Annotated in this window: 18 protein-coding genes and 3 pseudogenes; 12 read left to right on the top strand and 9 right to left on the bottom strand. The window is 68.6% G+C overall.

Annotated features, from left to right (window positions below; genetic code table 11):
- Nucleotides 1-121: 121 nt before the first annotated feature.
- Nucleotides 122-667: a GNAT family N-acetyltransferase gene (locus tag ACIGXP_RS36930; RefSeq protein ID WP_399775943.1), complete on the bottom strand. Its 546-nt coding sequence runs from the start codon at nucleotides 665-667 to the stop codon at nucleotides 122-124.
- A gap of 37 nt (nucleotides 668-704) precedes the next feature.
- Nucleotides 705-1,400: a HEAT repeat domain-containing protein gene (locus ACIGXP_RS36925; protein ID WP_399775941.1), complete on the bottom strand. Its 696-nt coding sequence runs from the start codon at nucleotides 1,398-1,400 to the stop codon at nucleotides 705-707.
- Between the two features lie 239 nt (nucleotides 1,401-1,639).
- Between ACIGXP_RS36925 and ACIGXP_RS36920 the strand changes: the two genes are divergently transcribed.
- The 4 genes from ACIGXP_RS36920 to ACIGXP_RS36905 all read left to right on the top strand — a co-directional run bounded on the left by ACIGXP_RS36920 (nucleotide 1,640) and on the right by ACIGXP_RS36905 (nucleotide 6,110).
- Entirely contained in the window at nucleotides 1,640-2,839 is a 1,200-nt protein-coding gene (locus tag ACIGXP_RS36920) for an SMI1/KNR4 family protein (RefSeq protein ID WP_399775939.1), read from the top strand.
- 253 nt (nucleotides 2,840-3,092) lie between these two features.
- Nucleotides 3,093-3,788, top strand: a complete 696-nt coding sequence (locus ACIGXP_RS36915) for a glycerophosphodiester phosphodiesterase (RefSeq protein ID WP_399775937.1) — start codon at nucleotides 3,093-3,095, stop codon at nucleotides 3,786-3,788.
- Between the two features lie 740 nt (nucleotides 3,789-4,528).
- On the top strand, nucleotides 4,529-5,413 hold the full coding sequence (locus ACIGXP_RS36910) for a pentapeptide repeat-containing protein (protein ID WP_399775935.1): 885 nt from the start codon (nucleotides 4,529-4,531) through the stop codon (nucleotides 5,411-5,413).
- Nucleotides 5,414-5,624: 211 nt separating this feature from the next.
- Nucleotides 5,625-6,110 (top strand): VOC family protein, encoded by a 486-nt coding sequence (locus tag ACIGXP_RS36905; protein WP_399775933.1) that lies wholly within the window; start codon nucleotides 5,625-5,627, stop codon nucleotides 6,108-6,110.
- Between the two features lie 77 nt (nucleotides 6,111-6,187).
- Here the strand turns inward: ACIGXP_RS36905 and ACIGXP_RS36900 are convergent.
- A pseudogene (locus ACIGXP_RS36900) lies at nucleotides 6,188-7,178 on the bottom strand (IS701 family transposase).
- A gap of 424 nt (nucleotides 7,179-7,602) precedes the next feature.
- On the opposite strand from ACIGXP_RS36900, the gene ACIGXP_RS36895 reads away from it, so the two are divergent.
- Nucleotides 7,603-9,723, top strand: a complete 2,121-nt coding sequence (locus tag ACIGXP_RS36895) for a PKD domain-containing protein (protein ID WP_399775931.1) — start codon at nucleotides 7,603-7,605, stop codon at nucleotides 9,721-9,723.
- A gap of 17 nt (nucleotides 9,724-9,740) precedes the next feature.
- Here ACIGXP_RS36895 and ACIGXP_RS36890 read toward each other — a convergent pair.
- A pseudogene (locus tag ACIGXP_RS36890) lies at nucleotides 9,741-10,243 on the bottom strand (IS701 family transposase); the annotation flags it as partial.
- 166 nt (nucleotides 10,244-10,409) lie between these two features.
- On the opposite strand from ACIGXP_RS36890, the gene ACIGXP_RS36885 reads away from it, so the two are divergent.
- The 3 genes from ACIGXP_RS36885 (at nucleotide 10,410) to ACIGXP_RS36875 (ending at nucleotide 14,440) form a co-directional block, all read left to right on the top strand.
- On the top strand, nucleotides 10,410-10,814 hold the full coding sequence (locus ACIGXP_RS36885; RefSeq protein WP_399775930.1) for a type II toxin-antitoxin system PemK/MazF family toxin: 405 nt from the start codon (nucleotides 10,410-10,412) through the stop codon (nucleotides 10,812-10,814).
- Between the two features lie 432 nt (nucleotides 10,815-11,246).
- Nucleotides 11,247-11,996 (top strand): ABC transporter ATP-binding protein, encoded by a 750-nt coding sequence (locus ACIGXP_RS36880; RefSeq protein WP_399776029.1) that lies wholly within the window; start codon nucleotides 11,247-11,249, stop codon nucleotides 11,994-11,996.
- Nucleotides 11,990-14,440 carry an FtsX-like permease family protein gene (locus ACIGXP_RS36875; protein ID WP_399775929.1) on the top strand — a complete coding sequence of 817 codons (2,451 nt, stop codon included), beginning with the start codon at nucleotides 11,990-11,992 and terminating at the stop codon, nucleotides 14,438-14,440. Before ACIGXP_RS36880 ends, ACIGXP_RS36875 begins: the two co-directional genes overlap by 7 nt.
- Nucleotides 14,441-15,150: 710 nt before the next feature.
- Here ACIGXP_RS36875 and ACIGXP_RS36870 read toward each other — a convergent pair.
- Both ACIGXP_RS36870 and ACIGXP_RS36865 read right to left on the bottom strand, forming a co-directional pair.
- A complete protein-coding gene (locus ACIGXP_RS36870) occupies nucleotides 15,151-17,397 on the bottom strand; it encodes a pentapeptide repeat-containing protein (RefSeq protein WP_399775927.1) in 2,247 nt (748 codons plus the stop codon).
- 332 nt (nucleotides 17,398-17,729) lie between these two features.
- The gene (locus tag ACIGXP_RS36865) at nucleotides 17,730-18,299 is read right to left on the bottom strand and encodes a TetR/AcrR family transcriptional regulator (RefSeq protein ID WP_399775925.1); all 570 of its coding nucleotides are present in this window, start codon (nucleotides 18,297-18,299) and stop codon (nucleotides 17,730-17,732) included.
- Between the two features lie 73 nt (nucleotides 18,300-18,372).
- Between ACIGXP_RS36865 and ACIGXP_RS36860 the strand changes: the two genes are divergently transcribed.
- Nucleotides 18,373-19,224 (top strand): patatin-like phospholipase family protein, encoded by an 852-nt coding sequence (locus tag ACIGXP_RS36860; protein WP_399775923.1) that lies wholly within the window; start codon nucleotides 18,373-18,375, stop codon nucleotides 19,222-19,224.
- Between the two features lie 21 nt (nucleotides 19,225-19,245).
- Here ACIGXP_RS36860 and ACIGXP_RS36855 read toward each other — a convergent pair.
- A pseudogene (locus ACIGXP_RS36855) lies at nucleotides 19,246-19,752 on the bottom strand (transposase); the annotation flags it as partial.
- Nucleotides 19,753-20,005: 253 nt separating this feature from the next.
- Nucleotides 20,006-20,404, bottom strand: a complete 399-nt coding sequence (locus ACIGXP_RS36850; protein ID WP_399775921.1) for a hypothetical protein — start codon at nucleotides 20,402-20,404, stop codon at nucleotides 20,006-20,008.
- A gap of 667 nt (nucleotides 20,405-21,071) precedes the next feature.
- Here ACIGXP_RS36850 and ACIGXP_RS36845 point away from each other — a divergent pair.
- Nucleotides 21,072-21,227, top strand: a complete 156-nt coding sequence (locus ACIGXP_RS36845; protein ID WP_363220789.1) for a hypothetical protein — start codon at nucleotides 21,072-21,074, stop codon at nucleotides 21,225-21,227.
- Between the two features lie 257 nt (nucleotides 21,228-21,484).
- Here ACIGXP_RS36845 and ACIGXP_RS36840 read toward each other — a convergent pair whose 3' ends face one another.
- Nucleotides 21,485-22,066, bottom strand: coding sequence for a Type-2Aa cytolytic delta-endotoxin (locus ACIGXP_RS36840; RefSeq protein ID WP_399775918.1), 582 nt, complete (start codon nucleotides 22,064-22,066; stop codon nucleotides 21,485-21,487).
- Between the two features lie 283 nt (nucleotides 22,067-22,349).
- On the opposite strand from ACIGXP_RS36840, the gene ACIGXP_RS36835 reads away from it, so the two are divergent.
- Together ACIGXP_RS36835 and ACIGXP_RS36830 are read left to right on the top strand one after the other, a co-directional pair.
- Entirely contained in the window at nucleotides 22,350-23,789 is a 1,440-nt protein-coding gene (locus ACIGXP_RS36835) for a hypothetical protein (RefSeq protein WP_399775916.1), read from the top strand.
- On the top strand, nucleotides 23,786-24,937 hold the full coding sequence (locus ACIGXP_RS36830) for an ARPP-2 domain-containing protein (protein ID WP_399775914.1): 1,152 nt from the start codon (nucleotides 23,786-23,788) through the stop codon (nucleotides 24,935-24,937). Before ACIGXP_RS36835 ends, ACIGXP_RS36830 begins: the two co-directional genes overlap by 4 nt.
- Nucleotides 24,938-25,270: the final 333 nt, after the last annotated feature.

Here is a 25,270-nt window from a genome sequence, read left to right as displayed (position 1 = left end):
TGGTGACGAGGAACGCCGCCCCTCTACTGGCCGAACGGGGCACCGTACTTGGCGAGACATGCCAGCCGGAGCGTCCCTTCACAGCTGTTGTGACTGCGTGTTCCACTTGGCGGATGTGCGCTTAATCTGGCCCCGGCCGGTCGACACGGTAGAGGTAGTGGGTCCGGTCATCGACCGGGTTGTCCGGCTCCAGGTTTCCGACCCCGACCCGGCTCAGGCCTGCTCGCTCGAGTGCCCGCCACGAAGGGCGATTGGCCGCCACCACCGGGACGAGAACGCACGGGGCGGCCGGGTGTTCGGTCCAGGTTCGCACGATGACGGAGTGGATCATCGCCGTCCCGATGCCCTGACCGGTCCGCCGGGGATCACCGATCAGGTAGTCGATGGTCACCGTACCGTCAGGTACAGGGACGATGGCCGCCAGCTCGGCCAGGTACTCGGGATAGTCGCGCAGGTGTGAACGCTGTACGAGACCGACCGGTCGACCTTCGAGGAAGGCGAGGAGGTCCTCCGAAGGCTCCTCGCCTCGGGCAGCGGGACCGAAGTCGCGGGCCACCGCTTCCGCCGTGGTCTCGTGATTCCACCAACGCTTCACATGGGGTTGCTGGAGCCACATGCGCAGCAGCGGGAAGTCCTGCTCCTCGATCCGACGCCATGTGATCTCCATGAGACCGCTCCGGGAAAGCTCTCGATTTCCTCGCAGGCTACGTGCTGCGCGAACCATACCCAAAGACTCCTCCAGCCCGAGCGCGCTCCATACGCCAAGTGGAATGCTCGACCACACGGGCCTTTTGGGGACTGTCGACGCGGAGATCCGTCACGTCGATCCGGGAGATCGTCGCCACCCGGTCCGGCGTCACGTCCACGGCCTCCGCCGCCAGCAGCGCCCAGTCGCGGCAGGAGGTGACGGTCTTGGGCCAGGGGCGGTCGCGGTCGACGTGCCAGTCGATGCCCGGCCCGCCGACGCCGCGGCGTCCGCCGTTGTGGGTGAGCTCCCAGAGCTGGAAACAGAGCGCCGCCTGCCCGTGGTCGGCAAGGTCCCGGATCACCTCTGGCAGGTGTTCCACCGGCCAGAGACCGTTCAGTGCGCCGCTTGAGCTGCGCAGCGCGGCAGACCGCGGCGGCAGGACGGTCTCGCGGCCACCCAGTTCGGTGAGCGCCCAGCGCAGCCCCTCACCCTCGCTGTCGTCGGGCGCCTCCTCGCGTCCCAGGAACGCGTGGTACGCCTGCCGCAGGCGTGGCACGGCACGCCGGACGTCCAGTTCGGCCAGGGCCTCGGCGGCCCACTGCCGGACGGTCGCGCTCCCACTGCTCAGCATGCCGATCAGGGTGTCGGCGGGGCGCGGGGCGGCCAGCGCGGTGAACACCTCGATGGCGCACAGCTGCCCGAACGGGTTCACCGTCGGGGCCGCCGCGATCAGAGCTCCAGCGCCTGCGGGCCCAGGGCGATCAGCGTGTGCTGCGCTTCCTCGGCCACCTCCGTCGACTTCGCGTCCAGCTCGGCCACCCTGCGGGTGATCTCATCCTCCATACGCACCAGTCCGACTCGTGCGGCACACCCACCACCGCCCGATTTCCGCCCGGACCGCGGAGACGGAAGAATGTGCCGAGTACATGGCGCATGCTGGAAGGACGTCAATTGACATCCGACATAAGGACGTTCGCCACCCCCTCCGCGGAGCGCCCGCCCTCCCCCGTCCCCATCGACTGGGCGGCCGTCGAGGACTGGCTCGGACTGCGGCTGCCGGCCGACTACAAGCGGCTCGCCGACCGGTACGGGCCGCTGGACTTCGGCGAGTACGTGTGGATCCACGTGCCGTGCGTCCAGCGGGACCACTTCGACTACGGCGAGTGGCTGCGCGCGACGCACCGGGAGGCGCGGATCGAGGCGCGGAAGCTGCCCGAGGCCGAGCGACCCGTGCTCCACCCCGAGCCCGGCGGCCTGTTGGCCTGGGGCTGCACACGGGGCAGCGACGTACTGTTCTGGGACACCTCGGCCTCCGACGACCCCGACGAGTGGACCGTGGTGGTGCGGCACTCGGGGGTGGTGCCGGGCAGTGGCCTGCTCCGACGGCACCCGTACGACCTGACGCTCACCGGCTATCTGCGGCACACCGTCCGCGACACCTGGGAGCTCCCTTGTCCTCCCGGCCCGCTGCTGGGCCCGCTGCCGGGCACCGTCGCGCGGACGGCCTTCCTGCCCGACGCCGAGGCGTGGACCCCGCCCGCGCCGGTCCCGCCCCGGCTCACCGAGGCCGAGCGCCGGATAGCGCTGGAGACCGGCACCGGTCTGGACGCGCTGCGGCTGCTGTCGCCGCCACCCGAGCGGCCGTACCTCGGCGGCGGCTCCTGGGAAGGGCTGTTCGCCGAGCTGGGCACACGACTGCCCGGGGAGTACGTGCGGCTGATGGACGAGTACGGCGCCGGCATCTGGAGCGGGTGGCTGCGCTTCCACACCCCGCTCCGGACCGGCGAGCGGCGTTTCCTGACGCACGTCGAGGACACCGGGGACGCCTACCGGCAGCTCAAGGACGGCCACGCGGAGTGGTACCCGCTGGCCGTCTGGCCCGAGCCCGGTGGCTTCCTCCCCTTCGCCAACTCCATCGACGGCGACTACCTCGGCTGGCTCACCGAGGGCGGGGATCCCGACACCTGGCCGCTGATCGTCTGGCCCCGCCACGCGGACCAGGGGGCGCCGCTGGAGGGCGGCCTGATCGACACCCTCCTCGACTGGCAGCGCGGCACGCTGGTCACGCATGGGTTCGCCGCCCTGGACGAGGACGACGACCCCGTCGAGTTCGCGGGCTTCCGGTCCTGGGACGACCGCGCCTACTGGTAAGCCCTCGGCCTGCGATCACCCGGTTGCCCGTCCGGCCGGTGCCCGGGGTGTCGCGCTCGTGCCGGCGTCGTACGACGTACCGGCCGAGGCGATGCCCATGCCGCCGTGTTCGGCTGGATGAGGCAAGCGACGACCGCGCGGTCCGGACGGGCCCATTACGCTTGGGTGCTCCGACGGACGGTCACCCGCCGGCCAGCGGGGTACGGCGCTCGTGCTGCTGCCCCGGACCAGCACACCCTAGGACGGCAATCGAGTGTCTTTCTTCACCATCGGCCACCGCGGTGTCATGGCCGCCGAGCCGGAGAACACCCTGCGTTCCTTCCTGCGGGCCGAACGCGAGGGGCTGGACGGCATCGAACTGGACCTGCACCTGAGCAAGGACGGCGAGCTGGTCATCATGCACGACGAGACCCTGGACCGCACGACGGACGGCTCCGGTCCGATCGCCGACCAGGAGTTGCGACAACTCAAGAAGCTCGACGCCGGCCTCGGCGAGCGGATTCCCACGTTCGAGGAGGTGCTGGACGCCGTCGGGCCGACGCTGCCGATCCAGGCGGAGATCAAGGACGTGGCCGCCGCCCGGTCGCTGGCGAAGGTGCTCGCCGACCGTGACCTGCTGGACCGGGTCTCGGTGCTGTCGTTCCACGACGTGGCTCTGATCGAGATCCACAACCTGCTGCCGCAGGCCCGCACCGTGCTGGTGGCAGGCCCCAGCGCGCACCGCGACACCTTCGTCGGCCGCGCCCAGAAGGTCGGTTCCACCCTGGTCAGCGTCGAGCTGCGCCAGCTGAACCAGGCCATCGTGGACAAGTGCGGCGCCGCAGGCATCGAGGTGATGGCCTGGACCGTCAACGACGAGCGCGACCTGGCGCTGGCCCGGGCGCTCGGCCTGGTGGGCTGCGTGACCGACCAGCCCGGCATGAAGCGGCTGGTCGAGGCCACGGCTTGACCTCAGGGTCAGGGACTCCGAGGTCAGGGCTCGGCACCCCGCGGGACAACCCCCGGATCCGGCTGCCACCTCTGGTGGCCTATGCACCTGACCAGCGCACAAACTCCAGGCCCCCTCCGGCGTACGGGCCAACGCGGCCGTCATGGCCGCCCTGCTGCAGCCCGTCGCGGTCAAGAGCGACCCACCCGTCGTCAGACCTGCTAGGCCGTTCCGTTCGGATCACCTCGCCGACCAGATGAAGATGGCGGCGATGTGGAGTCCGGCCAGGTAGATGGTCGCGGTCTTGTCGTATCGAGTGGCCAGACCGCGCCACTGCTAGTACATCGGCGAGGGGTGTGCACCAAGCACCGTTGAAGTTTGGCGGTGGACCAGGCCGAGCGGGAGTCACTGCTGCGGTACGCGGCCGACTGCGCTCGCCTTCGAGCGGGCGTCCTGATTACCGCTTAGCAACAGCTGACGACCGGCCCCGGCGCGGTCCCCCCCCCCACCACCATCCCGTGGCGGACCGCACTTTCGCACGTCTGGGACCATGCATGGGGCACCCCCACCAGAAAAGATGGCACCGCGTGCGTTGGGACGGCCAGTCCATCGGGGTTGCGCACTGACTTTCGGGCATCCTGGCCTTTACCGCGGACGATACAGAGAACGCTGAGGATCTTGACCTGACCATCCTGGGCAAGCTCCCCGGCATATTGCGAAGCCCAGTACGAGTGACAGGCACACCATGGAGCCGCAGCGCCATGAGCACACCCTCACCTCCCTCCTCCACACCTCCGCCCTGGCCGTACTGCGGCAGGGGCGCGGCTCCTGCCGCCGACATCATCGGCTGCCGCGGCATCCGCGTCCAAGGACACACCGCTTGTCTGGCGCACCTGGCCAGCACCGACCGGTACGCCTACCTGTACGCCCTAGCCCCAGGCGCCAATATTGACCACCGCGGCACCACCTTCACTCAGGACTTGCTGAACCGACTCCTGAACGCACTCCGTGACCCCACCACCGGGCACCCTCGTGCCGGTGACGCCAAGTTCGAGTCGGCGACCTTCGAGGACGACGCCAAGTTCGAGTCGGTGACCTTCGAGGGCGACGCCAAGTTCGGGTCGGCGATTTTCAAGGGCGACGCCTGGTTCCAGTCGGCGAACTTCGAGGGCGACGCTAGTTTCGGGTTGGCGACCTTTGAGGGCGACGTCGACTTCGGGTCGGCGATTTTCAAGGGCGACGCCAAGTTCGCGTCGGCGACCTTCAAGCGCTACGCCGAATTCCGGTGGGCGACCTTCAAGGCCATCGCAAAGTTCGGGTGGGCGACCTTCGAAGACAGCGCCGTGTTCAAGCGGGTGACCTTCGAGAGCGACGCTGTGTTCGAGTTGGCGGCCTTCGAGCGCCACACCTTGTTCGGATCGGCGACCTTCGAGGGCGATGCCAGCTTCAGGCGCGCGACCTTCAAGGCCATCGCCTGGTTCCGGCGGGCGACCTTCAAGGCCAACACCTGCCTGAGGGGCGCGACCTTCGAGGGCGACGCCGACTTCGGGTCGGTGACCTTCGAGGGCGACGCCGACTTCGGGTTTGCGACGTTTAGGGGCAACGCTGAGTTCGGGTATCGCCGAGGTGAGCCTGCGAGTGAGTAGTTGCGGTACAGGATGCCTGGGGCACGAGGCGGGGTGGGGTGTCCGCGGTTGCGGCGAGGGTGGGCGTGGCCAGGGCCGGGGTGAGGGGTGGCGGCGGCCCGCAGTGGACTTGCAGGGCCACATCGACCTTGACCTCAACGAAACTTGAGCTTTTTGGTTCCTTCCAGAGCCGCAGGAACCGACCAGCGGTGCCTTTTCAAGGAGGTTCGCCGTGACCGAGCGCACGGACCACATTGAGATCCCCGACCGCTACCGCTATGCCGTGATCCCGCACATCATGGTCGACGACGCCGCCGCGGCGATCGATTTCTACCAGCGGGCGTTCGGCGCCCGTGAGGACTTCAGGATCGACGCTCCGGGCGGCGGGATTCTGCACGCCGAGATCACCATCGGACGGTCGGCCCTGATGCTGGGCGACGCCAGCGTGGACGAGGCGGAGGCCGCCTCCTTCGCCGCGCCGACCTCGCTCGGCGGAGGTACGTCCGTCACGCTGCATGTCTTCGTGCCAGACGTCGACAGCCTGGCGGAGCGCGCAGAAGCCGCCGGTGCTGAGATCCTCCAGCCGCCGAAGGACATGTTCCACGGTGACCGCACCGTCATCCTCAAGGACCCTTCAGGTCACATAGGGGTATTTCTGACCCACGTGGAAGACGTCTCGCAGCAGGAGCTTCGGCGCCGCCTGGCCACCGCCGGGTGACTGGACCCCGTGCGCGGTGATCCGAACCGAATTACCGAGCGCCGTACCTGACGGAACTCGCCGACTGAACCGCTCGGTCATGCCTGGGCTGCTTGCCACCGGTAATGGCCGGCCGCGATCGGGCCTGGTGACGACGTCGCCAATGGGACCAGCTGAGCCGGCGATCCGCGTCGTGGACGGGCTGGACGACGAGTGTGATGAACATGCGCTGGATCTCGTTGCAGGTGAGTGGGATCGGCTCACCTGACCCGGGGTGGAGGGCGTGTACGTCGGCGCGGACGACGGCCAGGAAGACGTGGGCGAGCATGGCGAGGGTGACCCAGCGGCTCCAGGAGGGGTAGCGGCGGACCTGGTGCTCATCGAGCCCGGCCAGGCCCTTCCCGGCCTGGAAGGTTTCCTCCACCCGCCACCTGGAGCCGGCCGTCTTGACCAGGGTGCTCAGCGGGACCGGCAAGGTGGAATGGCAGTGGTAGTAGGCGAGTTCACCGGTGGTGCGGTTGCGGCGGATCAGCAGCCGGCCGTGGCCCGGTGCCGGGTCGGCGAGGTCGATGGCGGCCCAGTCGTAGAAGCGGTGGCCCTTCGCGCCGCGTCCGGGCGACAGCTTCTTCCAGGCCCGCTTGGGCAGCTTCGCCACCAGCGCGTCGGCGCGGAACTTCCCTGCTTTGGTGGCTACTTCAGCCGAGCAGGCCACGGCGAGCACATAGCCCATGCCGCGTTCCTCCAGAGCCGCCCTCAGCTTCGGGTTGCTGCCGTACACCTCGTCGCCGGTCACCCAGTCGATGCAGTGTCCGGCGTCCAGGAACCGTTCGATCATCACGCGGGCCAGCTCCGGCTTGGTCGCGAAGACGGTGCCCTCTCCCAGCCTGGCCGCCTGGCATCGCTCGGGGTTGGTAGTCCAGGAGCGCGGGACGTACAACTCCCGGTCCCCCGCCGCGTTCCCGCGGGATCGCGCACGGCGTCGGCGTCCCAGGACGCTCGGCACAGCAGGTGCTGCATGCCGTGCGGGGACTTCTCCCCGGCCCGCAACCGGGGTTCGACCCGGGCAAACCGACCCGCGATCCGGCCCATGGCCACCTCGAACGCCTCCCGCCAACGGCCGGAATCTCTGCTGTGACCTGCGGCCACCGTCTCTTCGTCAGTCCACACAACTCACGACGATCAACGGTGGCCGCACCCGTTCCCGGACCGCCCCCACCAGCGAGATCACATCTACAGCTGGAGTACTAACCAGCTCGAAAGTGATTGATTCTGATCAAAAAGCGCGATCAATGCAAGCAATCGTGTCATTATTGCGCCAACCCTTGCCCCCTGAAAGCAATCACCCGATAATAACGGTCGATCATGGAGAGCTCTTCTGTGGGCGGGGGACGTGGGCGTTAAAAAATCATGCACAGAGAGATCCCTCTACAAGCCGGGCCGCGGGAGCAGATGGACGGCTGCGGTACTCGCCCTCTTATTGCTCTCGCTCGTCGGCGTCATCCAGAGTCCCGCAGTGAGCGCCGCTACCTGCGCGCTCCCGCCACAACAGGCGCTCGCCGCGGCACGCGCGCGGATGCCGGGTTCCAAGGCGATGGAGTTCCCGATCGCCAAATACCCGCCTTTGGGAACGGTCACGATCGAAGCGTTCATTCGGGCGCGGGAGATCTGGGTCAATCCCGGGTTCGACTTCCGCAGCGGCGACATGCTGCTCCCCGCCTCCGTGACGCCTTCCGCTAGGCCGACACTCACCGCTATCTACGGACACGAGGAATTCCCGGGACTGTTTCTCCAGGGTGACGGCCGGGACGTGAGCCTGAACTTCCCACCCGAAAAGACACGCGCGTTTGCGGTGCTCGATTTCGCGGCCGGGACAGGGTATTTCATCGTCAATAAGTCCGTGAGTAAACTCAGGACCCCACTGCCCATTTCCTCTGGGACCTACACAGCACACAAGAGTTGGGATGCGCGGCCCACGTACCGGCAATGGGGAGGCGCCAACAACTGGTTCTACGCCGACTGGATTTCCGGAGACGTATACCGGTTCCGCACCCACATCAAGGAGTCGGCCTTCGGAACGTCGTGGTTCGCGCCGGGGATCGACGTACAGGTCTCGGTGAACAAGGACACCGGTCAGGTGACGGTCAGCGGCGACACCTTCCCGACGGTCGCGGTGCACCAGCCGTCGGCGTGCCGCACTCTGTTCGTTCGACCTGAGAACAAGCCGGCGGACCTCTACGTCTACGAGGCGCCGGGAGACATCGCTCCAGGTCCCCAGAACGCGACGCCCGTCACGACCCAATCGCCGCCCGCTGGCGGGGTCAACCGACCCCCCACCGCCGCCTACAGCTACGCGCGCCGCGCGGGAGCGGGCAACATCGTCGCCTTCGACGGCCGCTCCTCCACGGATTCCGACGGCAGGATCACGTCCTGGCAGTGGCTGACGGGCACTCAGCAGATCGCCACGGGGCCCACTCCGACCGTCGCGCTCGGGACCGGCGCCTCGAAGACGGTCACTCTCAGGGTCACCGACAACCGAGGTGCCACCGCCTCCATGACCAGGACCCTGGCCCTGGGCAACCGCGCCCCCGTGATCGCAGCGGTTTCGCCGACGTCAGGCTCCGTCACCGGGGCCAACGTCCCCACTCTTGCTGCGATTGCGCGGGACGATGACGGAGACGCCCTACAATACGCGTACCGTGTAACCGGGCCCTCCGTCGATGTCTCGTCGGGATGGGTCAACGGCCAATGGACGGTTCCCCCACACCGCTTGGATCCGGGGACCGCGTATCAGTGGTCCGTGACCGTCCGGGATCCCTCCGGTGCCACCGTAACCAAAACGGCGACGTTCACCGTTGCCACGCTACCAACGGCCAGTGACGTCGTATCCACGTCCACCGGAAGCGGCTACTGGCAGGCGGACACCTATGGAGGCGTCTTCTCCTACGGAGACGCGCCGTTTCACGGATCTCTGCCGGGACTCGGCGTACGGGTGTCCAACATTCTCGGAATGGCACGCACGCCGACCAACGGTGGGTACTGGCTGGTGGGGCGGGACGGTGGCGTGTTCGCCTTCGGTGACGCTCCGTTTGTCGGATCGCTCCCAGGCCTAGGAATACACATCGACAACATCGTCGGCATGGCACCGGCCAAGGACGGCAAAGGCTACTGGCTCGTCGGGAGCGACGGCGGCGTGTTCGCGTTTGGAACAGCCAGGTTCCACGGCTCGATGGGCGGCAAACCACTCAACGCCCCCGTCGAGGCCATCGCCCCCACCCCGAGTGGTAACGGATACTGGCTCGTGGCCCGCGACGGAGGCGTCTTCGCCTTCGGTGACGCACCGTTCTACGGCTCGATGGGCGGCAAGCACCTGAACGCCCCCGTCGTAGACATGGACGCGGCACCGGACGGCAGGGGCTACTGGCTCACCGCGGAGGACGGCGGAGTGTTCGCCTATGGCTCCGCCGGATTCCATGGCTCGCTCGCAGACAAGCGCCTCAACGGCCACATCACCGCCATGTCTGCCACTCCCGATGGACACGGCTACTGGCTCAACGCCTGCGACGGCGGAGTCTTCGCCTTCGGCAACGCCGTATTTCACGGATCCAGGCCCACGTACCAATGTCGCGGGACGTGACCACCCCACCCCGGTCCGACCTCCGCTCCGCCCAATTCAGGACCCTTGCAGGAGTTGGTCTTGTCACCGAGTCCGGCGGCCCGGCGGCGGTCGGGGTCCGAGGTCCAGGAACGCGGAACGTACAGTCCCGGTCTACCGCGGCGTGTCCGCGGCGGCCGGCGTAGACGAGATAGACGGCGACCTGCGCGTTCTCGATCCTGCCCGCGGTGCCGGTGTACTGGCGCTGGACACCGACGGTGTCGGTGCCCTTCTTCACGTCGCCGGTCTCGCCGACCACCAGAACCGCCTGGTCGTCCCGCAGATGCTCCACCACGTAGGCCCGCACGTCGTCGCGGACCTGGTCGGCGTCCCACTTGGCCCGCCCGAGCAGGTGCTGCATGCCGTCCGGGGTGCTCTCTCCGGCCCACTCTGCGATGGTCCAGCAGTTTTTGCGCGGCAGGTCCGACAGCAGCCCGAGCACCAACCGCCCGATCCGACGTCGGGCTTCGACCCGTGCGAACCGGCCCGCGATCTGGGCCATCAGGCCCTCGAACGCCTCCTGCCAGCGGGCAGGGTCTACGCTGTGACCTGCGGCTACCGCATGATCTTCAGTCTTCACACACCGATGATCAACGGTGGCCGCACCCGTCGCCACAGCGCGTCAGGGTCGCGCAGCGTCTGTCTGCCGTCATGTGTCTGGAGGACTTGTGCAACGTGGCGAAGTCTGGTGGGTCCAGTTCGACGAGCGGAGGTTGGTCGTACTGCTGTCGGGAGACGACACGTCCGGGATCCGGGTGATGCAGGTCGTCGCTCCGGCGGGCGTCGACATCAGCGGTCTGGGCATCGAAGTGACGGTCGGCGCCGGTGAAGGACTGCCGTTCGAAGGCGTGCTGCGGCTCGCGTTCCCGCGTCCAGGCTTCACCCCGTGCACGTGGCTGACCACTGTGTCCCGGGACGACCTGATAGAGCGGGCGGCCGTCCTGTCCTCCGTGAAGCTCAGCGAGATTGACGACGCCCTCCGACTCGCTGAACAAGCGCAGGAGCGGACCCCGGCCACGACCGCGACGCTCAGCGAGATAAGGGATGCCCTCCGTCTCGGTGAACTCGGGTAGACGGACAAGGAGCCGACGCCCGCGACGGCGTGGGCGATCTCGGGCGAGATGATCGACGCTGGCCACCTGCTGCCTCGGCGCCCCTCACCACCGAGACTGGTTCTCTTCACGCGATTCGACAGCAGTTGTTCATCCCTTCGAAGGGCACCCGAACCGGGCCGCGTTCGATGTTCATGAGAACGAACAGCACCCGGCCACCGGTGGCGAGCTGCGGGTGTCTGCGCCGCAGGGCCGCCGCCTACTCGGGTCAGGGGTTCCTCAGGGGCGAGATCAGGGACAGTCCGGAGGCGTGGATGCCTCGAACGGCCCTAACGTCGGTGTGGCGGGTGCCGATGCCCCCGACCGGTGACCCGATGGAAAGGCGAGCGAGTGTTCCGGAACAAGGCTCTACTGGCACAGGCTCCGAGTCCGGCCTTCGTCGGTGCGGAGAGGCTGGGCCACATTGCCGGCCTGACCGCCGTGCACAAGACGTACGGTCGCGGCGACAACCGGGTGCGGGCGCTCGACGGTGTGGACATCGGCTTCGCGGCGGGCACCTTCACCGCCATCATGGGTCCCTCGGGCTCGGGCAAGTCGACGCTGCTGCAGTGCGCGGCGGGCCTGGACCGGGTCGACGCGGGCGAGATCCTGCTGGACGGCGCTCCGTTGCACCGGCTCTCCGAGCGGGCGCTCACCGAGTTGCGCCGTGAGCACATGGGCTTCATCTTCCAGTCCTTCAACCTGATCCCGGCACTGACGGCCCGACAGAACGTAGAACTGCCACTCCGGTTGGCCGGGCGCTCCATCGATCCGACGGCGATCGACAAGGTGCTGGCCGAGGTCGGCCTCGCCGAGCGGGCCGAGCACCGGCCGACCGAACTGTCCGGTGGCCAGCAGCAGCGTGTCGCTATCGCGCGGGCGCTGGTGACCAGGCCCAAGGTGATCTTCGCGGACGAGCCTACCGGTGCGCTGGACTCGCGTACCGCGCGTGAGGTCCTGGCGCTGCTGCGCGGAGTCGTCGAGCAGCATGGGCAGACGGTCATCATGGTCACGCACGACCCGGTGGCCGCCTCGTACTCCCAGCGGGTGGTCTTCCTCGCCGACGGTCAGGTGACCGGTGAGCTGTTCGAGCCGACAGCCGAGTCCGTGGCCCTGCGGATGGCCGCGCTGGAGCCCGGCGAGAGCGAGACGAAGCCGTGCTGAGCATCGCCGCAGTCACTCTCCGGCACCGTCTGATGGGCTTCGTGGGCGCCTTCCTCGCCCTCGCCCTCGGCACGACGATGATCGGCATGATGACGCTGACCCTGGCGGCCACCTTCGGCACTCCGCATCCGGGGCCGCAGCGGTTCAAGGAGGCCTCGACCGTCATCGCGCCACGGGGCTTCCAGGGGCGCCCGATGAAGGCCCCCGCAGTGCTGCCCGCCGACGTGGTGACCAAGGTGACCGAGGCCGGACGAGCCACGGCCGACCGCAGCTTCCCGGTACGGCTGAGCCCCGGCCTCGGGGAGACGACCGGCCACCCCTGGAGCTCGGCCGGCTTCGCGGGCTACCACCTGGTGGCCGGGCGTGCGCCGCAGGCCCCGGACGAGATCGTCGTCGCCGGCGGCGGCAAGTCGCTCATCGGGCGTGAAGCCGAGGCCGTCACCTCCGACGGTGCCGGCCGCTACCGGGTGGTGGGCGTCACCGACGCGCTCTGGTTCGAGAACGCGGTCTTCTTCAGTGGTGCCGAGGCGCAGCGCCTGTCGCCCGGCGTCAACGCACTGGTCACCGACCAGGACGTGAAGCAGGTGTCCGCCCTCGTGGGCGGCCGGGCCGTGGTCCTCAGCGGCCACGACCTGACCCGGGTCGACCCCGATTCCACCGGCGGCGCCCAGGCGCTGGCCAACGCCCAGGCGACGGCGGGCAGTACGGCCGGGCTGGCGGTGTGCGTAGCGGTGTTCGTCGTCATCGCGACCTTCGCCTTCGCCACCGAGCAGCGCCGCCGTGAGCTGGCGCTGATGCGGCTGGTGGGTGCCGCGCCGCGGCAGGTGCGGCGCATGGTGCTCGGCGAGGCGATGCTGATCGGCCTGGCGGCGGCCGCCGGCTGCGTCCTCGCCCCGCTGTGCACCGTGCCTCTGCGCTCCTGGATGCTCGACCACGACGTTGCCCCGTCTTGGTTCACCATCCCCGTCAACCCGCTGCCGCTGCTGATCTCCTTCGTCATGGGCGTGGTCGCGGCGCTGGTCGGCTCGGCCGCCGCCCTCGTCCGGGTCTCGCTGATCCGGCCGATCGAGGTGCTGCGCGAGAGCGTGGTGGAGCGTCGCGGAATGACGCCGGTCCGCTGGCTGCTCGGGACCGGGATGCTGATCGGCGCAGTCGTCGCGGGGATCGTGATCTCCCGGACCGAGCCGTATCTGGCGGCCAGTGCCCGCAAGTACGAGGCGGTGCCGGTCCTCTACGTCGGCGCGGTCACCTTGCTGGCGCCGATCCTGCTGCGACCGGTCACCCGGCTGCTGACCGGCCCGCTGCGCGGCTCGGCCAAGGCCGGCCCGCTGCTGGTGCGCGAGAACATCCTCACCTCCCGGAGGCGTACGGCCGCCACGGTGGCGCCGATCGTGGTGGCCGTCGGGCTGGTCGGCGCTCTGCTGACGATGCAGAAGTCCGGTGACGCCGCGGTCCTCGCCCGCCAACAGCAGGAGATAAAGGCGGCGGACGTCGTCGTGCCCGGCGGTTCCGGGATCGACGCCCGCACGCTGCAGCGGCTGACGGCCGTGCCCGGGGTCCGGGTCACCCCGGTCGCCTCGATGAACGTCCGGATCGGCGCCCAGGGCGAGCAGATCGACTCGCTCACCACCAACGCGGTGCCCGCGGCGGCACTGGGCACCACCATCAAGCCGCCCGTGCTCTCCGGGTCGCTCGCCTCGCCGCCGGACAACTTCCTCGTCATCGATGAGCACGCGGCCCGGTCCGACGGCCTGTCGGCCGGGGACCACGTGGTCGCGCTACTGCCCACCGGCGAGAAGGTCCGAACCGTCATCGCGGCGGTGGTCGCGCGCGGTCTGCAGGGCGACGACACCTATGTGTCCGCGTCACTGACCGGCGCGTTGATGCCGAGTCAGGTCTATCTCGACTCGAAGGCGGGCGCGGGCCGGCCGCTCGACGAGCAGCAGACGGCCGCGGTGAACGTGGCGCTGTCCGGCTCCGGCGCGCACGTGATGACCTACGGCGCCTACCTGGAGGCCCAGCGCGCGCACGCCGCCGAGCAGACGAACAACGCCGCGGTGGTCATCCTGGGGATCGCACTCGCCTACGCGCTGATCGCGGTCGCCAACACGCTGATCATGGCGACGGCCGGGCGGCGGCGGGAGTTCGCCCTGCTCGGGCTGGCCGGCACGGTGCGCAGCCAGATCGTGAAGGTCGCCGCCGCCGAGGCTGCCGTGGCGGTGGTCGTCGGCACCGTGCTCGCCGCCGTGGCGACCGGCCTTGCCGCGGCGACCCAGCAGGTCTCGCTGAGCAAACTCGTCGCCGGCGCGCCGACGGTGATCCCGTGGGCACAGCTCCTGGGAACCATCGCGCTCTGCGCCCTCGTCACCGTGGTCACCGCGTCGGGAGCGACCTGGCGGGCAACCCGCCGACGCGCGATCGAAGCCGCAGGCATCCGTGAATAGAACACGGCCGGGACCACGCGCGGGCCGCTGGTTCGTTCCCGCCTCTCGTCAGCCGGCGGCTGCTCGGCGTCCCTGCCGAGCGCGGCCAGAGCCGGCGTCCCGGTACTCCCAGGCGTCCTCGTACTGCGTCATCTGCCGCTCGGTGTACCGCTTCACGCACGAGGCGCCCTCCACGCCCAGGTGCTCAGCCAGTCCCTTTCCGAGGCCTCCCCGGAATAGTGGTCTTCGCTGTTTCACGACCGAGGCAGTGATCGGCGCCGTCGCCGGCGCCCTCGGTCCATCCCTGCCTGACGTCGTGATGGAGATCGTCGTCGACGTCGCCCAGGGCAACGCGGGCGGTGGCGGCACCCCGGCCCGTAGCCTTGCGTCCCAGGCTGGCCTGGTGTCCGAGGATGCCGGACGGACCGGGGGAATGGAACTGCCGGCGCGTGGCGAACGGTTGAGGCCGGACGCTCGGCCTGAGCCATGTTCTGCTCGTCGGTGTGTCTGTCCAGGCAGTGGCGGAAGGAACAGCGGCTGCGCAAGCGCCCTGGCGGCTGTCCAAAGCGAGGCCGGCACGGTTGAGTGCCTCGGTCCGGCTGCAGCAGATGCGGCCAGGCTTCAGGCAGGAGTGCGGGAAGTAATGCGCAGACGGCCGGTTCACCCGGAGGCCGCAGTCGCCGGCCGCCTCGCCTTCCCCGACGTCGTCTTGAGCCTCCACCGGCTCTCGGCTACCGCCTGACTCGCCCGCGAACGGCAAGCACGGCGAGGCCCAGCAGCGCGGGCTCGGTCAGGCGGGATGCCATCTCGGTGTAGGTGCCGGCGGCGGTGAGGTTCTGGCCGGAGGAGCGGAAGAACACCGAGTTCACGACGATCCGCAGGGACCTTTCCCAGCGCTGGGAGGTCAGTCGGGAGCGCAGTGGGCCGGAAGGGTTCACGGGGGCTGGGTCGTCCGTGGTCAGTGAGACGTTCTGCCCGGTCAGGTGCCCGGTTGTCACGGACTGTGGGTGGTCCTTGGGGATGCCCCACAGCATCATGATCAGGGTGGTAGCGGCCATGGCACCCACGAGCCAGGCAAGGGCCCTGGAAGCGCGTAAACCGTAGCCGGACACGGCCCAGTACAGTGTGAGCAGCGCGCGCTCGGAGGAAGGCCGGTCGCGGTCGTGGCGGCGCATCTCCATCTCGCCGTAGTAGAAGTCTGCTGCGTCCGGTTCGTTCTTGGCATCCTCGAAAGACTTCCGCAGCTGGCGGTATACGGGAGCGAGGGAGGCCGGCTGTTGGAGGGACGTGCCGGAAGGCGCGGGTGTCCAGCCGGTCGAGCCGGTGGCGGCGCGCCAGTGGTGTTCCTCAGCGAGGGCTCGACGCTGGGTCCAGCGGGCCGGAAGGGCGCCGTGCCGGTGCAGGCCGGTGGGGGTGGCCGCGAAGGCGCAGCGGCCTTCGAGGCGGAGCTGGTCGAGGTGGAAGGTGCCGGTGAGCCGGCAGGCCGACAAGTCGACGTCGGTCAGAGCCAAATGCGCCGCGTCCACACCGCTCAACGAGGTGATCCGGGCACTCGGGTCCAGGCCGGCCAGACCGGACTCGTCGACCGGCCGCCGGTCGTGCGTGAAGGCGGAGGGGCAGGTGGCCACGCTCAGCGGGTACTCAATGACGGCGTCCGTGAGATCTACTGTCGCGTAGCGCAGACGCAGCGTTGCCGTGGAGTCCCAGCGAGTCCTCATACATGAGAAGAAGGCCGTTGCCGCCTTGATGGTCACGGGGCCGCCGAAGCGTGCGCCTGAGAGATCCAGCTTCCCCTGGCAGGCAAGCGGGCCCAGTTGGGATACGTTCTCGAACGTCGCATCGCTGAAGAAAGCGCCGGTGGAGAAGGTCGCCGCGCCGAAGGCGGCACCGTCAGAGAAGGCCGCCCTGCGGAATGCCGCGTCACCGGAGAACACCGCCTCACTGAAGTCGGCGCTCTTCGAGAACTCTGCCCTGACGAAGCTGGCGCCGCCGGAGAACGCCGTCCTCTGGAAGGCGGCCTCACCGGAGAAGGTCGTAACGTCGAAGCGGGCGCTTCCGGCGAGTGTCACCGAGCTGAACCGTGCGCTGCCGGAGAAGGTCACCCTGGTGAACCAGGCGTCGCCGGAGAACGTCACGCTGCGGAAGTCGGCGCTGCGGGAGAACGTCGCCTCGCCGAAACGGGCGTCGCCGACGAAATGAGCTCCGCCGAACCCGGCATCACCGGCGAACACGGCCCCGCGCAAGCTCGCCCCGCCAGAGAACACCGCCCTGTCGAAGACAGCCCCGCCGGAGAACGCCACCCTGCTGAACCCCGCGCCTCCTGCAAACTCCGCACCGCGGAAGTTGGCTTCGGTGAACGTGGCATGGTCGAAATGGGCGTCATGGGAGAACGTCGCCGCACCGAACCAGGCGTCACCGGAGAAGGCCGCCCCGACGAACGCAGCGTCGGCGAAGGACGCGTTGTCGAAGCGGGCGTCAAGGGAGAACACCGCCCCGCTGAAGTCCGCAGCGCGGGAGAACACCGCTCTGCTGAACCCGGCGCTCCCGAGGAACGACGCCCCGCAGAACCCGGCGCTCCCGGCGAACGACGCCCCGCGGAAAACAGCATCGCCTGAGAACACCGCCCCGTCGAACCAGACGTCCCCGAAGGCCACTCCGCCGAAGTCAGCTGTATCAGTGAACGTGGCGGCTTCGAAACGAGCCTGGCGGACCAGCAGTTGCTCGCTGTTCGGGTCCCGGAGGGCACGGAGCAGCCGTTGCAGCAGATCACCGGTGAAGGTGGTGCCGGAGAGAATGACCTCGGTTTCGGGGGCCAGGCCGGCCAGGTACGTCGCTCGCAAAACCTCCGGCAGGTGGGCCAGACAGGTGTCGTACGAATCTACGAGGTGGCCACGACAGCCCACGGGATCGTCCGGGCTTGCTCCGACGGCGCAGTGCGGCCAGGGGGGTGGTTCCAGGTGCGGGGAGGTCGTCGTCACCAGAAAAAGAGATCAAGCGGCAGGGGCGATTGCAAGGACCGTAACTGTACTCCTGCGTCCAGCATTTACGGCAACCGCGCGCCGACCCTGGTCCACCCGCCACCAACGCAGCAGGCGGCTTGCCTGGATATCCCTGAATGTCGCGTCCAAGTTCGTTTGCTCCTTCGTCGTTCGGATGCCGGGCCTTCTCTGCCGTCGAGTTCTCGCCCCGGACGGCGCCCATGACTGCGCGGCCAGCGCAGGGCGGGAATGACAGTGCGGAGAACGCCGCACCGGAGACCCGAGGGGCACTTCAGCGCGGGAGCGGCCCTTCGGAGGGGCGCGCCGAGACGTCAGGGTGTGGGCGCCTGCAGGAGGGCGGCGAACTGCTCCAGGGCGAGATCGGTGCGCTCGCGTTCGCCCGTGGTGGTGAGGTCGAACAGCAGGCCTCGCATGACGGCCATGACCAGGGTGGGGGTGGCGGTGTCGTCGGTCCCGGTGGCGATGTCGGCGAAGACGGTGCGCAGTGGGCCGAACCAGTCGGTGACGGCCGCCGCCTGGTCCGGGTAGCGCTCGGGGTGGGCCAGCAGGTCGGCGTGGACTGCGAAGAACAGTCGAACGAACGGGGCGCGTTCGGGCGCACTCAGCCACGTCCAGATCCCGCGCAGCCGCTCCGAGACGTCGGCGCCGCTCGGCGGCAGGCCGTGCACCAGGCGCTCAGCACCGCGCCGGCGCGCCTCGGCGAGAACTGCGGCCACCAACTCCTGCTTGCTCCCGAAGTCGTAAAGCAGCATCCGCGGGCTGGTACCCAGCGCCACGGCCAGCGGACGAAGACTCAATCCGGCCAGCCCCTCCGCGAGGACGTAGTCGGTGGCCTGCGCCAGAACGCGGTCACGCCGGCCGGAATCGGAAGGCCGTCCCACAGTGCACCGTCCTCTCGTGCGATAGCGCTGTGCAAGTATATGACACGGGCGTTTCAATAACGGACGGAGAGCCATGGATACCGACGGCATGCACGACCTCGACCGGGCACTGGTCCTGGGGCCCGGCGGGCGCCTTGGCGCCGCATGGACAGCCGGACTGACGGCGGGCCTACGCAGCTTCGGGGTTGACCTGGCTGAGGCCGACCTCATCGTGGGCACCTCAGCCGGGGCGATCGTCGGCGCAGTCATCGCCACCGGGCAGGACCCCGCCCGCCTCGCCACCGTCCCCGTCCGGCGCTCCGCCAACGCTTCGTCCGCGCCGTACCGCCCCGACCCGGCAGTGACGGGCGCGGTGTTCGCGGTCCTCGGCGACCCGGGCCTGGACCCTGCCGATGCCCGTCGCCGGGTGGGCCGCATCGCCCTGGAGACGGTCGACGCGGAGGCGGAGAGCCAGCTGATCGCCCAGCGGGCCGCACTGATCGCCGCCGACAGTTGGCCGCAACGCCCTCTGCTGATCCCTGCCGTTGACGCCGAGAGCGGCGAGCCGATCGTGTGGGACGCCGCCGCGGGCGTCCCACTGGTTCGCGCGGTCGCCGCGTCCAGCGCTTTCCCTGGGATCGAGCCGCCTGTCACCGTCGACGGCCGCCGCTACCTGGACGGCGCCCTGCGAGCCGGCACCAACACCGATCTGGCGCGCGATGCCCGCACGATGGTGGTGGTCGACCCACTCGCCCACCGCCACCCACACCCCACGGCCGACGGTGCCCACATCCTGGCCCCCGATCCGGCCGCGGTGCGCCTCCTGGACGCCGAGCAGAGCGACCCTGAAGCGTGGAAGGCGGCCTACCGGGCGGGCGGGGCCCAGGCCGGCGCGGCAGCTGAGGCACTACGCGCGCACTGGCGGCCTGCCTCGACCCGCGGCTGAAGGATTCCGAACGCTCTTCGCTCCGGGGTGCGCGATCCGCGCGGAACGGGTGGCAAAGCCGGGGTGGATGCGGTCCCAGGCCATCGCGTGGGCGGTGCCGTACCTGTCGGTGATCTGCGTCGTCGCCGCCCGCCCTGTGACGGGGAGATCCACGGTAGCGGGACGGGCTCGTGCATCACCCGGCCCGTGCGCATCCGTCTGGACGGTGTCCAGGCGCTGGCACCACGAGGTCCGGCCCGACTCGAGTGCGGCCACGAACGAGTACGGCCAGCCGGGTACGAACTGGTCCGACGACCGCCTGCTGCGGCCATAGACGTGACAGAACAGGCGGTCCGGGCTGGTCGGCACGTCGGGTGGCGGAGTCTGCCGCAGCCGGGGCACCGGCCTGTCGGCGCACAGCAACGCGTCCGCAGGCTCGAACAGTTCGTCCCGGAGCGCGGCCCGGCAGTCGAATGAGTCGTCCCGGAAGCATGAGGTTTCCGCGAACACCCCCACTGGAACAGCTTCAAACAGCAGACTCACCGTCATGGCCTTCGTCGTCATCATGTGTGCACCAGGGACGGAGGACATGATCAGACGAAGGCCACAGCGTCCGGAGAAACCCTGGTCAGCTACCTGGTTCGGGTCGTATTTCGACACCGGACGCACTGCGGTGCCGACAACATCCGAAGGCGACCTGGACCTGCCTTCAAGCAGGACCGTGCCTGCTTGGGCTGCCTTCCCCGGAACGGCGTGTCGTTCAGGGGAAAGCGTCGATCAGCGTGCGGTGCTCTTGTGTCAGCTAGCGGACGACGTGGACGGTCACTGGCGTGGAGATACGGTCCGTCTTCGCGTGCTGGTGGTGCTTATCGGTCGAGTACAGCACTGAACGAAACTGCAGCTCGCCCGTGTGCGTGACCTTGGCCTTGGCGCGCACATCGAAGTCGAAGCTCCGCGCGATCGCGTACCAGTGGCCCCAGTGGCCGGGTTTTCCGGACCGCTCCTGTATGACGAGCATGGTGTACCGCTCGGCGTCGTCGTCACCCTGGCCGTGTACCTTCACCACCTGGCCAGCATGCGCGGTGTGAGGGGTGGCCTGAATCGAGATGTCGCTCTTCGCGAACGCCGGGGATACCGCCAGTGCTGCTGAGGCCAGGCCCAGCGCACCGACTGCCGCGAGCCGCTTCATACCACGCTTCATGCTCGGGTCTCCTTGGATTTCTTGGTTCCCTTTGCACCAACTAGGGTTGCGTGCCGCCTAATTGCCGCGTTTTCACCGAAGAAGAGCGGTCGCCGCGCTAAGAAGTTGGCCCCCGATTGTCACTACCTCGTAACTGTTGTCGTATGACCACCGTGCTGCCTCACGGTGCACGCACCGAGATGGCCTGTTTGACAGAGCCTGATCGGCTGCCGGAGAGACAGTCACCGTTTCAATTGGCCGGTTGGCTTATCGCCTGGGTGTGGCGCGTTACGGCGAGTGCGTCTGGGACGGCGCGCCCCTGCGTTCGTGCTTGAGCGAGCCCGGCAGTGCCAGCGCCCGTGGTGGCCGCAGGCGCGGTGTCGAGGAGCTCGTTGAGGCTGGTCACCATCTCGGTGATGGCGGCGGTCGCTTCCGGTGCGCAGGCGGCGTCACTGCAGTCGGGTTCGTATTTCAGGGTCCGTACGTCTGGCAGTCGCCGGCGGGTTGCCAGGCTGTCGTGGTCGGCGAGTAGTTGGAGCTGCACGTGTGCGGCGCAGGAGCGGTGACAGCTCGGTGAGATCGGCGTGGTGATTGTCCTTGCAGCGCCAGCGGCGGGTCAGTGGCCATCGGGTCACGGCGATGTTGTTGGCGAAGCCAAGTGGGTGGCCGGTTCACAGGCAGGGTAGAGGTGGCTCCTCTCCAACCCTTCAGCGCCCTCAGCAGCCGACGGCTTCTTCAGGTCCGGCTCGCCTGCCCGGACATCACTCCGGCAGGCGACCTCGCCTGGCGCGGCGAGCGTGGCACGGTGCGCATCGCCGCCTTCGCCTCGGCGGCTCGTACCTGATCCCGCGGCTGTGGCCCAAGTCCCATGCGGCTCGGGGCCCCCGGGGGAGGGCTGCTCGGTACGCTCAGTAGGATCCGGCCCTCGAATGGCCGCCGCGCGGACTACCCTGCCAGGCGGCTGTCACCGCCGCACAGCGATGTGCGAGGTCGCGGCCCGGGACGGCGGGCCGTGATTGGTCGTGGAGACCTGCGGGGGGGACCGGCCGCAGGACATACATGGGACGGCCCGAAAGGAAGCGGCGAGAAGTGTCCGGAGGGTCAGGCCACGTTCGCGAGCTTCTGCCGCACGACGATCGCGTTGAGCCGGACCGCGAACGGTGCGGTGTCGGTGAGGCTCAGGTTCCCCACTCGTGACTTGCCGAAGCCGACGGTGACGTCGGCGCAGAAAGCAACGGTGTACAGGTATGCGCCGGCTTCCTCATCCTGGAGGGCGAAGAACAAATCGCGGTAGTAGCTCGTGTGGTCCGGCCCCTCCTCGTAGTAAGCCAGTCCCGGTTCGCCCTCCTGCGCCGCGAGACCGGTGAAAGCGTCCATGAGTTCACGCTCGATGGTCTCCCAGAACGACGCCTGAGCCGCCTCGGGCGGGAGCGCCTGGCGCACCGCCTCCTTGAGGGAGAGCGCCATCACCAGGATGGGCGCCTCCTCTTGAAGGCCCCACCCACGGACCATCTTGACGATGTCACTGTTGGGAAGCCCTGCAGCGGCATCGCGAATGTGACCGAAGTCGTAGTTGACGGTGGCGGGCGCGATCGCCTCCTGGAAGGCACGTCCCAAGGCTTGCGCTTGGGCAAGATGCGCCTCTCCCACCTCGGTGACCGTCCTGAAACAGGCTGCCAACATCCCTCCTTAAACATTTTGTTGCACCGGTGAGCCGCCAGTATGCCCCAGCACCGCGCCACGGCAACCCACAACCTCGACTTGACCATCGCCATGGTGTTCTCGTAGGTGCCTGGTAGTCCTGGGCCGGGAGAAGTCAGTAGAGGGCTTGTGGCCTGCTCTGTTACGGTCCTGTGGCCGGCCGCGGGACTCCGGTGCGACTTCCGGAACCTGCCTGTAAAGCAATGATTCGCAGCTCGTGCCCCCATTCCCCGGCCGGCATCAGCACTCTCGGGGAAAGATGTGGATGGATTCGTACGGGGACCTCGTCGCAGCCGACGATGTGCTGCTCTTCGTCAACGCTGCGATCACCTCCACTGGCCAGCGTGAATTCCACAGCGACGCGGGCGAGCAGCGGCTGTCCTTGGACTTTCTCCATGCATACATGCTGGGGAACTATCGTGACCTGTACGCCGGGGTCCTTGCGCTCGACATCAACGACTACAACGCAGTCCTCATCATCCGACGGCTGCTGGAGACCAGCAGTGAGGCCACTGCCGACCAGCGCCGCAGCGAGGGCCGCCTGATCGCGTCCCGACTTGCGACGCTGCCGCCGCAACGCGTGTACGGACTGTTCGATGCCCTGCGCCGGGCCAGGGTGAACAACCGTCGCAGCCGCGCGATCATGCGTGACTGGCTGTCCGCCCGCCAGGACCTGGCGTTCGACGCGGTGAAGTACCGCAGCGGCCTCAAGCGAGCCCTCCGCCATGCACACCTGGCCCCCGCCACCGAAGAGCTGGGGACGTTCCTGTTCGCGCCGCTGGCCCGCCCGCACTATGACACACCCCTCTTGGAGACGTGGCGCCGCGCGCACTACGAGCAGGCCGCCCTGTATGAGCTGCCCTATACGGTTGCCGAGGGCTTCGCCGCCAAGTACGGCATTCCCCGGGACGTCTTCCTGGAGCGCATAGCTCCCCGGCTGACCCGCCTGGAGACCTTGCGGCTGCAGGAGTCCGCGCACAAACGTGGGACCGCAGGGGTACAAGCGGACCTGGCGGGGATGCCGCTGACCCGCTTGGCGACTTATGTGCTTTCGCTGCCGGTCGAGGACCGTCGGCGCCGGCGTGCCGAGTTGACCCACGCCCTGGAATCGGCCGCCGGCCGGGTGGCCGGCTTCCACCGGGGCAGCTGGGGCAAGGTCACCGCCGTCCTGGACGACAGCTTTTCCGCCTTCGGCTCGGTTCACAAGCGTCGTCGGCCGCTGGCCGTGGCCCTGGCCTGCCATTACCTGCTCGCGGCTCTTGCCGGCGACTACACCGGGCTGTGGACGTCTGGCCGGACTGACGCACTGCTGACCTATCCGTACGGGCCGACGCCGGTTGGCCGGCGGATCCTCGACGCGTTGGACACCGCCCCGTCCAGGCTGGTGATCGTCTCCGACGGATGGGACAACGCGCCTCCCGGCCTGGCGGCCGAGGTGCTGCGCATCTGGCGGACCCGGCTCGACCCCGAACGTCGCACCAGCGTCGTGCATCTCAACCCGGTCTACGATGCGGCCGATTTCGATGTGCGTCGGCTGTCGGCGACGGTGCCCACCGCGGGTATCCGCGACGCCGAGGACCTTCCCGCACTGGTGGAACTCGCCCAGTTCGCGGAAGGCCGGACCGGCCTGGCCGAACTGATCGCTTACATGGACACCCGGGCGGCCCGAATGATGGACGAACACCACCAGGAGCGGGCGCGATGACCACACTGGACCTGACTGGTCTGGCCACCCGCCCCTCCCAGGTCTGGAATGCCGTCCGACTGGTACCGCTCGTGCGTGACGAACCTGTCGACGACCTCCGTCTGCGCTCGCAGCTCTATGGTGATGCGGCCGGGCTGGTCGAGGTCGGCCCCCGCCATGCTTACATCTCCTACATCCCGCACGGATTCGTCGCCACGTGGACTGATGACGGCACGCCGGCAGCCGCCTACGGCACGCAGCTTTCCGCCGACGCCAACTCGGCTCCCGCCGCCACGATGGCGCTGCGCTTCCACCGTAGGATGGCCCGCCGTCAAGCCAAGGACCGGCTGCGGTTCCTCCCCATGCACCTGGCGCTGGAAGGCTACCTGGCACTGCACTTCGGCGGCCCCTCCCTCGCCTGGGAAGAGTGGTCGCAGCGTGCGATCCGCCAAGGGCTCTCTCCTCGCGTCGAGGAAGCCTATGTGGGTGCCGAAGTACGCGGGCTCACCGACGCACTGCGCGTCTTCGAGATCCACCCCAACCAGTGTGGCGTGATGGTCTACGTCGCCGACGCGCTCGCTGCCGCGTTCATGGTCCCGCATCCCGACGACTATCGTGCACTTCACCCAACGCTCCTGCAGGATCTGTACGGCGAGCTGATCCACCACTACGCCACGCTGATGCCGCCGGTGCCGGACTTCCGGGCCCGCATACCTGACCTTCAGATCCGCTCCCTGACCGACCTGCGTACGGCAGTTGCCGAACAGGAAGACGCCTGGACGCGTTTCCACGACACGACCATGGCGACCGGCCTGCTGGAACACGCATACACCTGGCAGTCGGTCTACCGGATGGGACGCTTCACGCTCTCCCGCTTCCTGCCGCCGTTCCGCCCCAAGCAGGAGAACCACATCGGTGAGGCCATCACCGACGACGGGGGCAGGATCGCCTACCTCAAGACGTTTCGCCTGTCGGAGAACCAGGTGCGTCGCGGTCACCTGCTCAGCAGGCTTGCCGCCAACGACTGGCACCTGGCGGACACCGCGGTCGATCTTGGTATCGGTGAGGCTCAGCTGGGACTGCGACTGGAGTCCGCCGGCTTCGGTTACCTGCTCCGCCAGGACGTCTTGGACGGGTACCGCAAGCAAGGACGAAACCGAGCCGGATGAGCGCGCCACGATGAGCTGTCCTGGCTCAGCAGCATCGGGCTCGTGCAGTTGGGTCGTTGGCAGATGCATGTCCACGCCGGCCCTGGCCGGCGGCCCCGGAACGGATGACCACCAGCGTCCTGGTCGAAAGCGACCTCGAACTGCGCGGCATCGTCCGAGCCGTCACCCCCGCTGCAGGGTGTTCGCATCAGCAGGTCGCCGATGGAGGGGTGTGGTGAGCGCCTGAGTAGGCTTCGGCGCGTGCCGTGATCTGTGTGGGGTCGAGCCAGGCAGAGGTCGTGTACGGTGTGCCGAAAAATGATCTACGGTTCCCACGAACTCTGACCTACTCAG

Source organism: Streptomyces sp. NPDC053069, from assembly GCF_044546895.1.
Lineage (GTDB): Bacteria > Actinomycetota > Actinomycetes > Streptomycetales > Streptomycetaceae > Streptomyces.
This window is presented reverse-complemented; position numbering and strand designations above follow the sequence as displayed.

Bases quoted from the DNA above. Each gene is read 5' to 3' on its own strand.
- ACIGXP_RS36840 (WP_399775918.1), bottom strand. From the start codon at position 22,066: ATGTTGGCAGCCTGTTTCAGGACGGTCACCGAGGTGGGAGAGGCGCAT.
- ACIGXP_RS36830 (WP_399775914.1), top strand. From the start codon at position 23,786: ATGACCACACTGGACCTGACTGGTCTGGCCACCCGCCCCTCCCAGGTC.
- ACIGXP_RS36850 (WP_399775921.1), bottom strand. From the start codon at position 20,404: ATGAAGCGTGGTATGAAGCGGCTCGCGGCAGTCGGTGCGCTGGGCCTG.
- ACIGXP_RS36930 (WP_399775943.1), bottom strand. From the start codon at position 667: ATGGAGATCACATGGCGTCGGATCGAGGAGCAGGACTTCCCGCTGCTG.
- ACIGXP_RS36910 (WP_399775935.1), top strand. From the start codon at position 4,529: ATGAGCACACCCTCACCTCCCTCCTCCACACCTCCGCCCTGGCCGTAC.
- ACIGXP_RS36860 (WP_399775923.1), top strand. From the start codon at position 18,373: ATGGATACCGACGGCATGCACGACCTCGACCGGGCACTGGTCCTGGGG.
- ACIGXP_RS36835 (WP_399775916.1), top strand. From the start codon at position 22,350: ATGGATTCGTACGGGGACCTCGTCGCAGCCGACGATGTGCTGCTCTTC.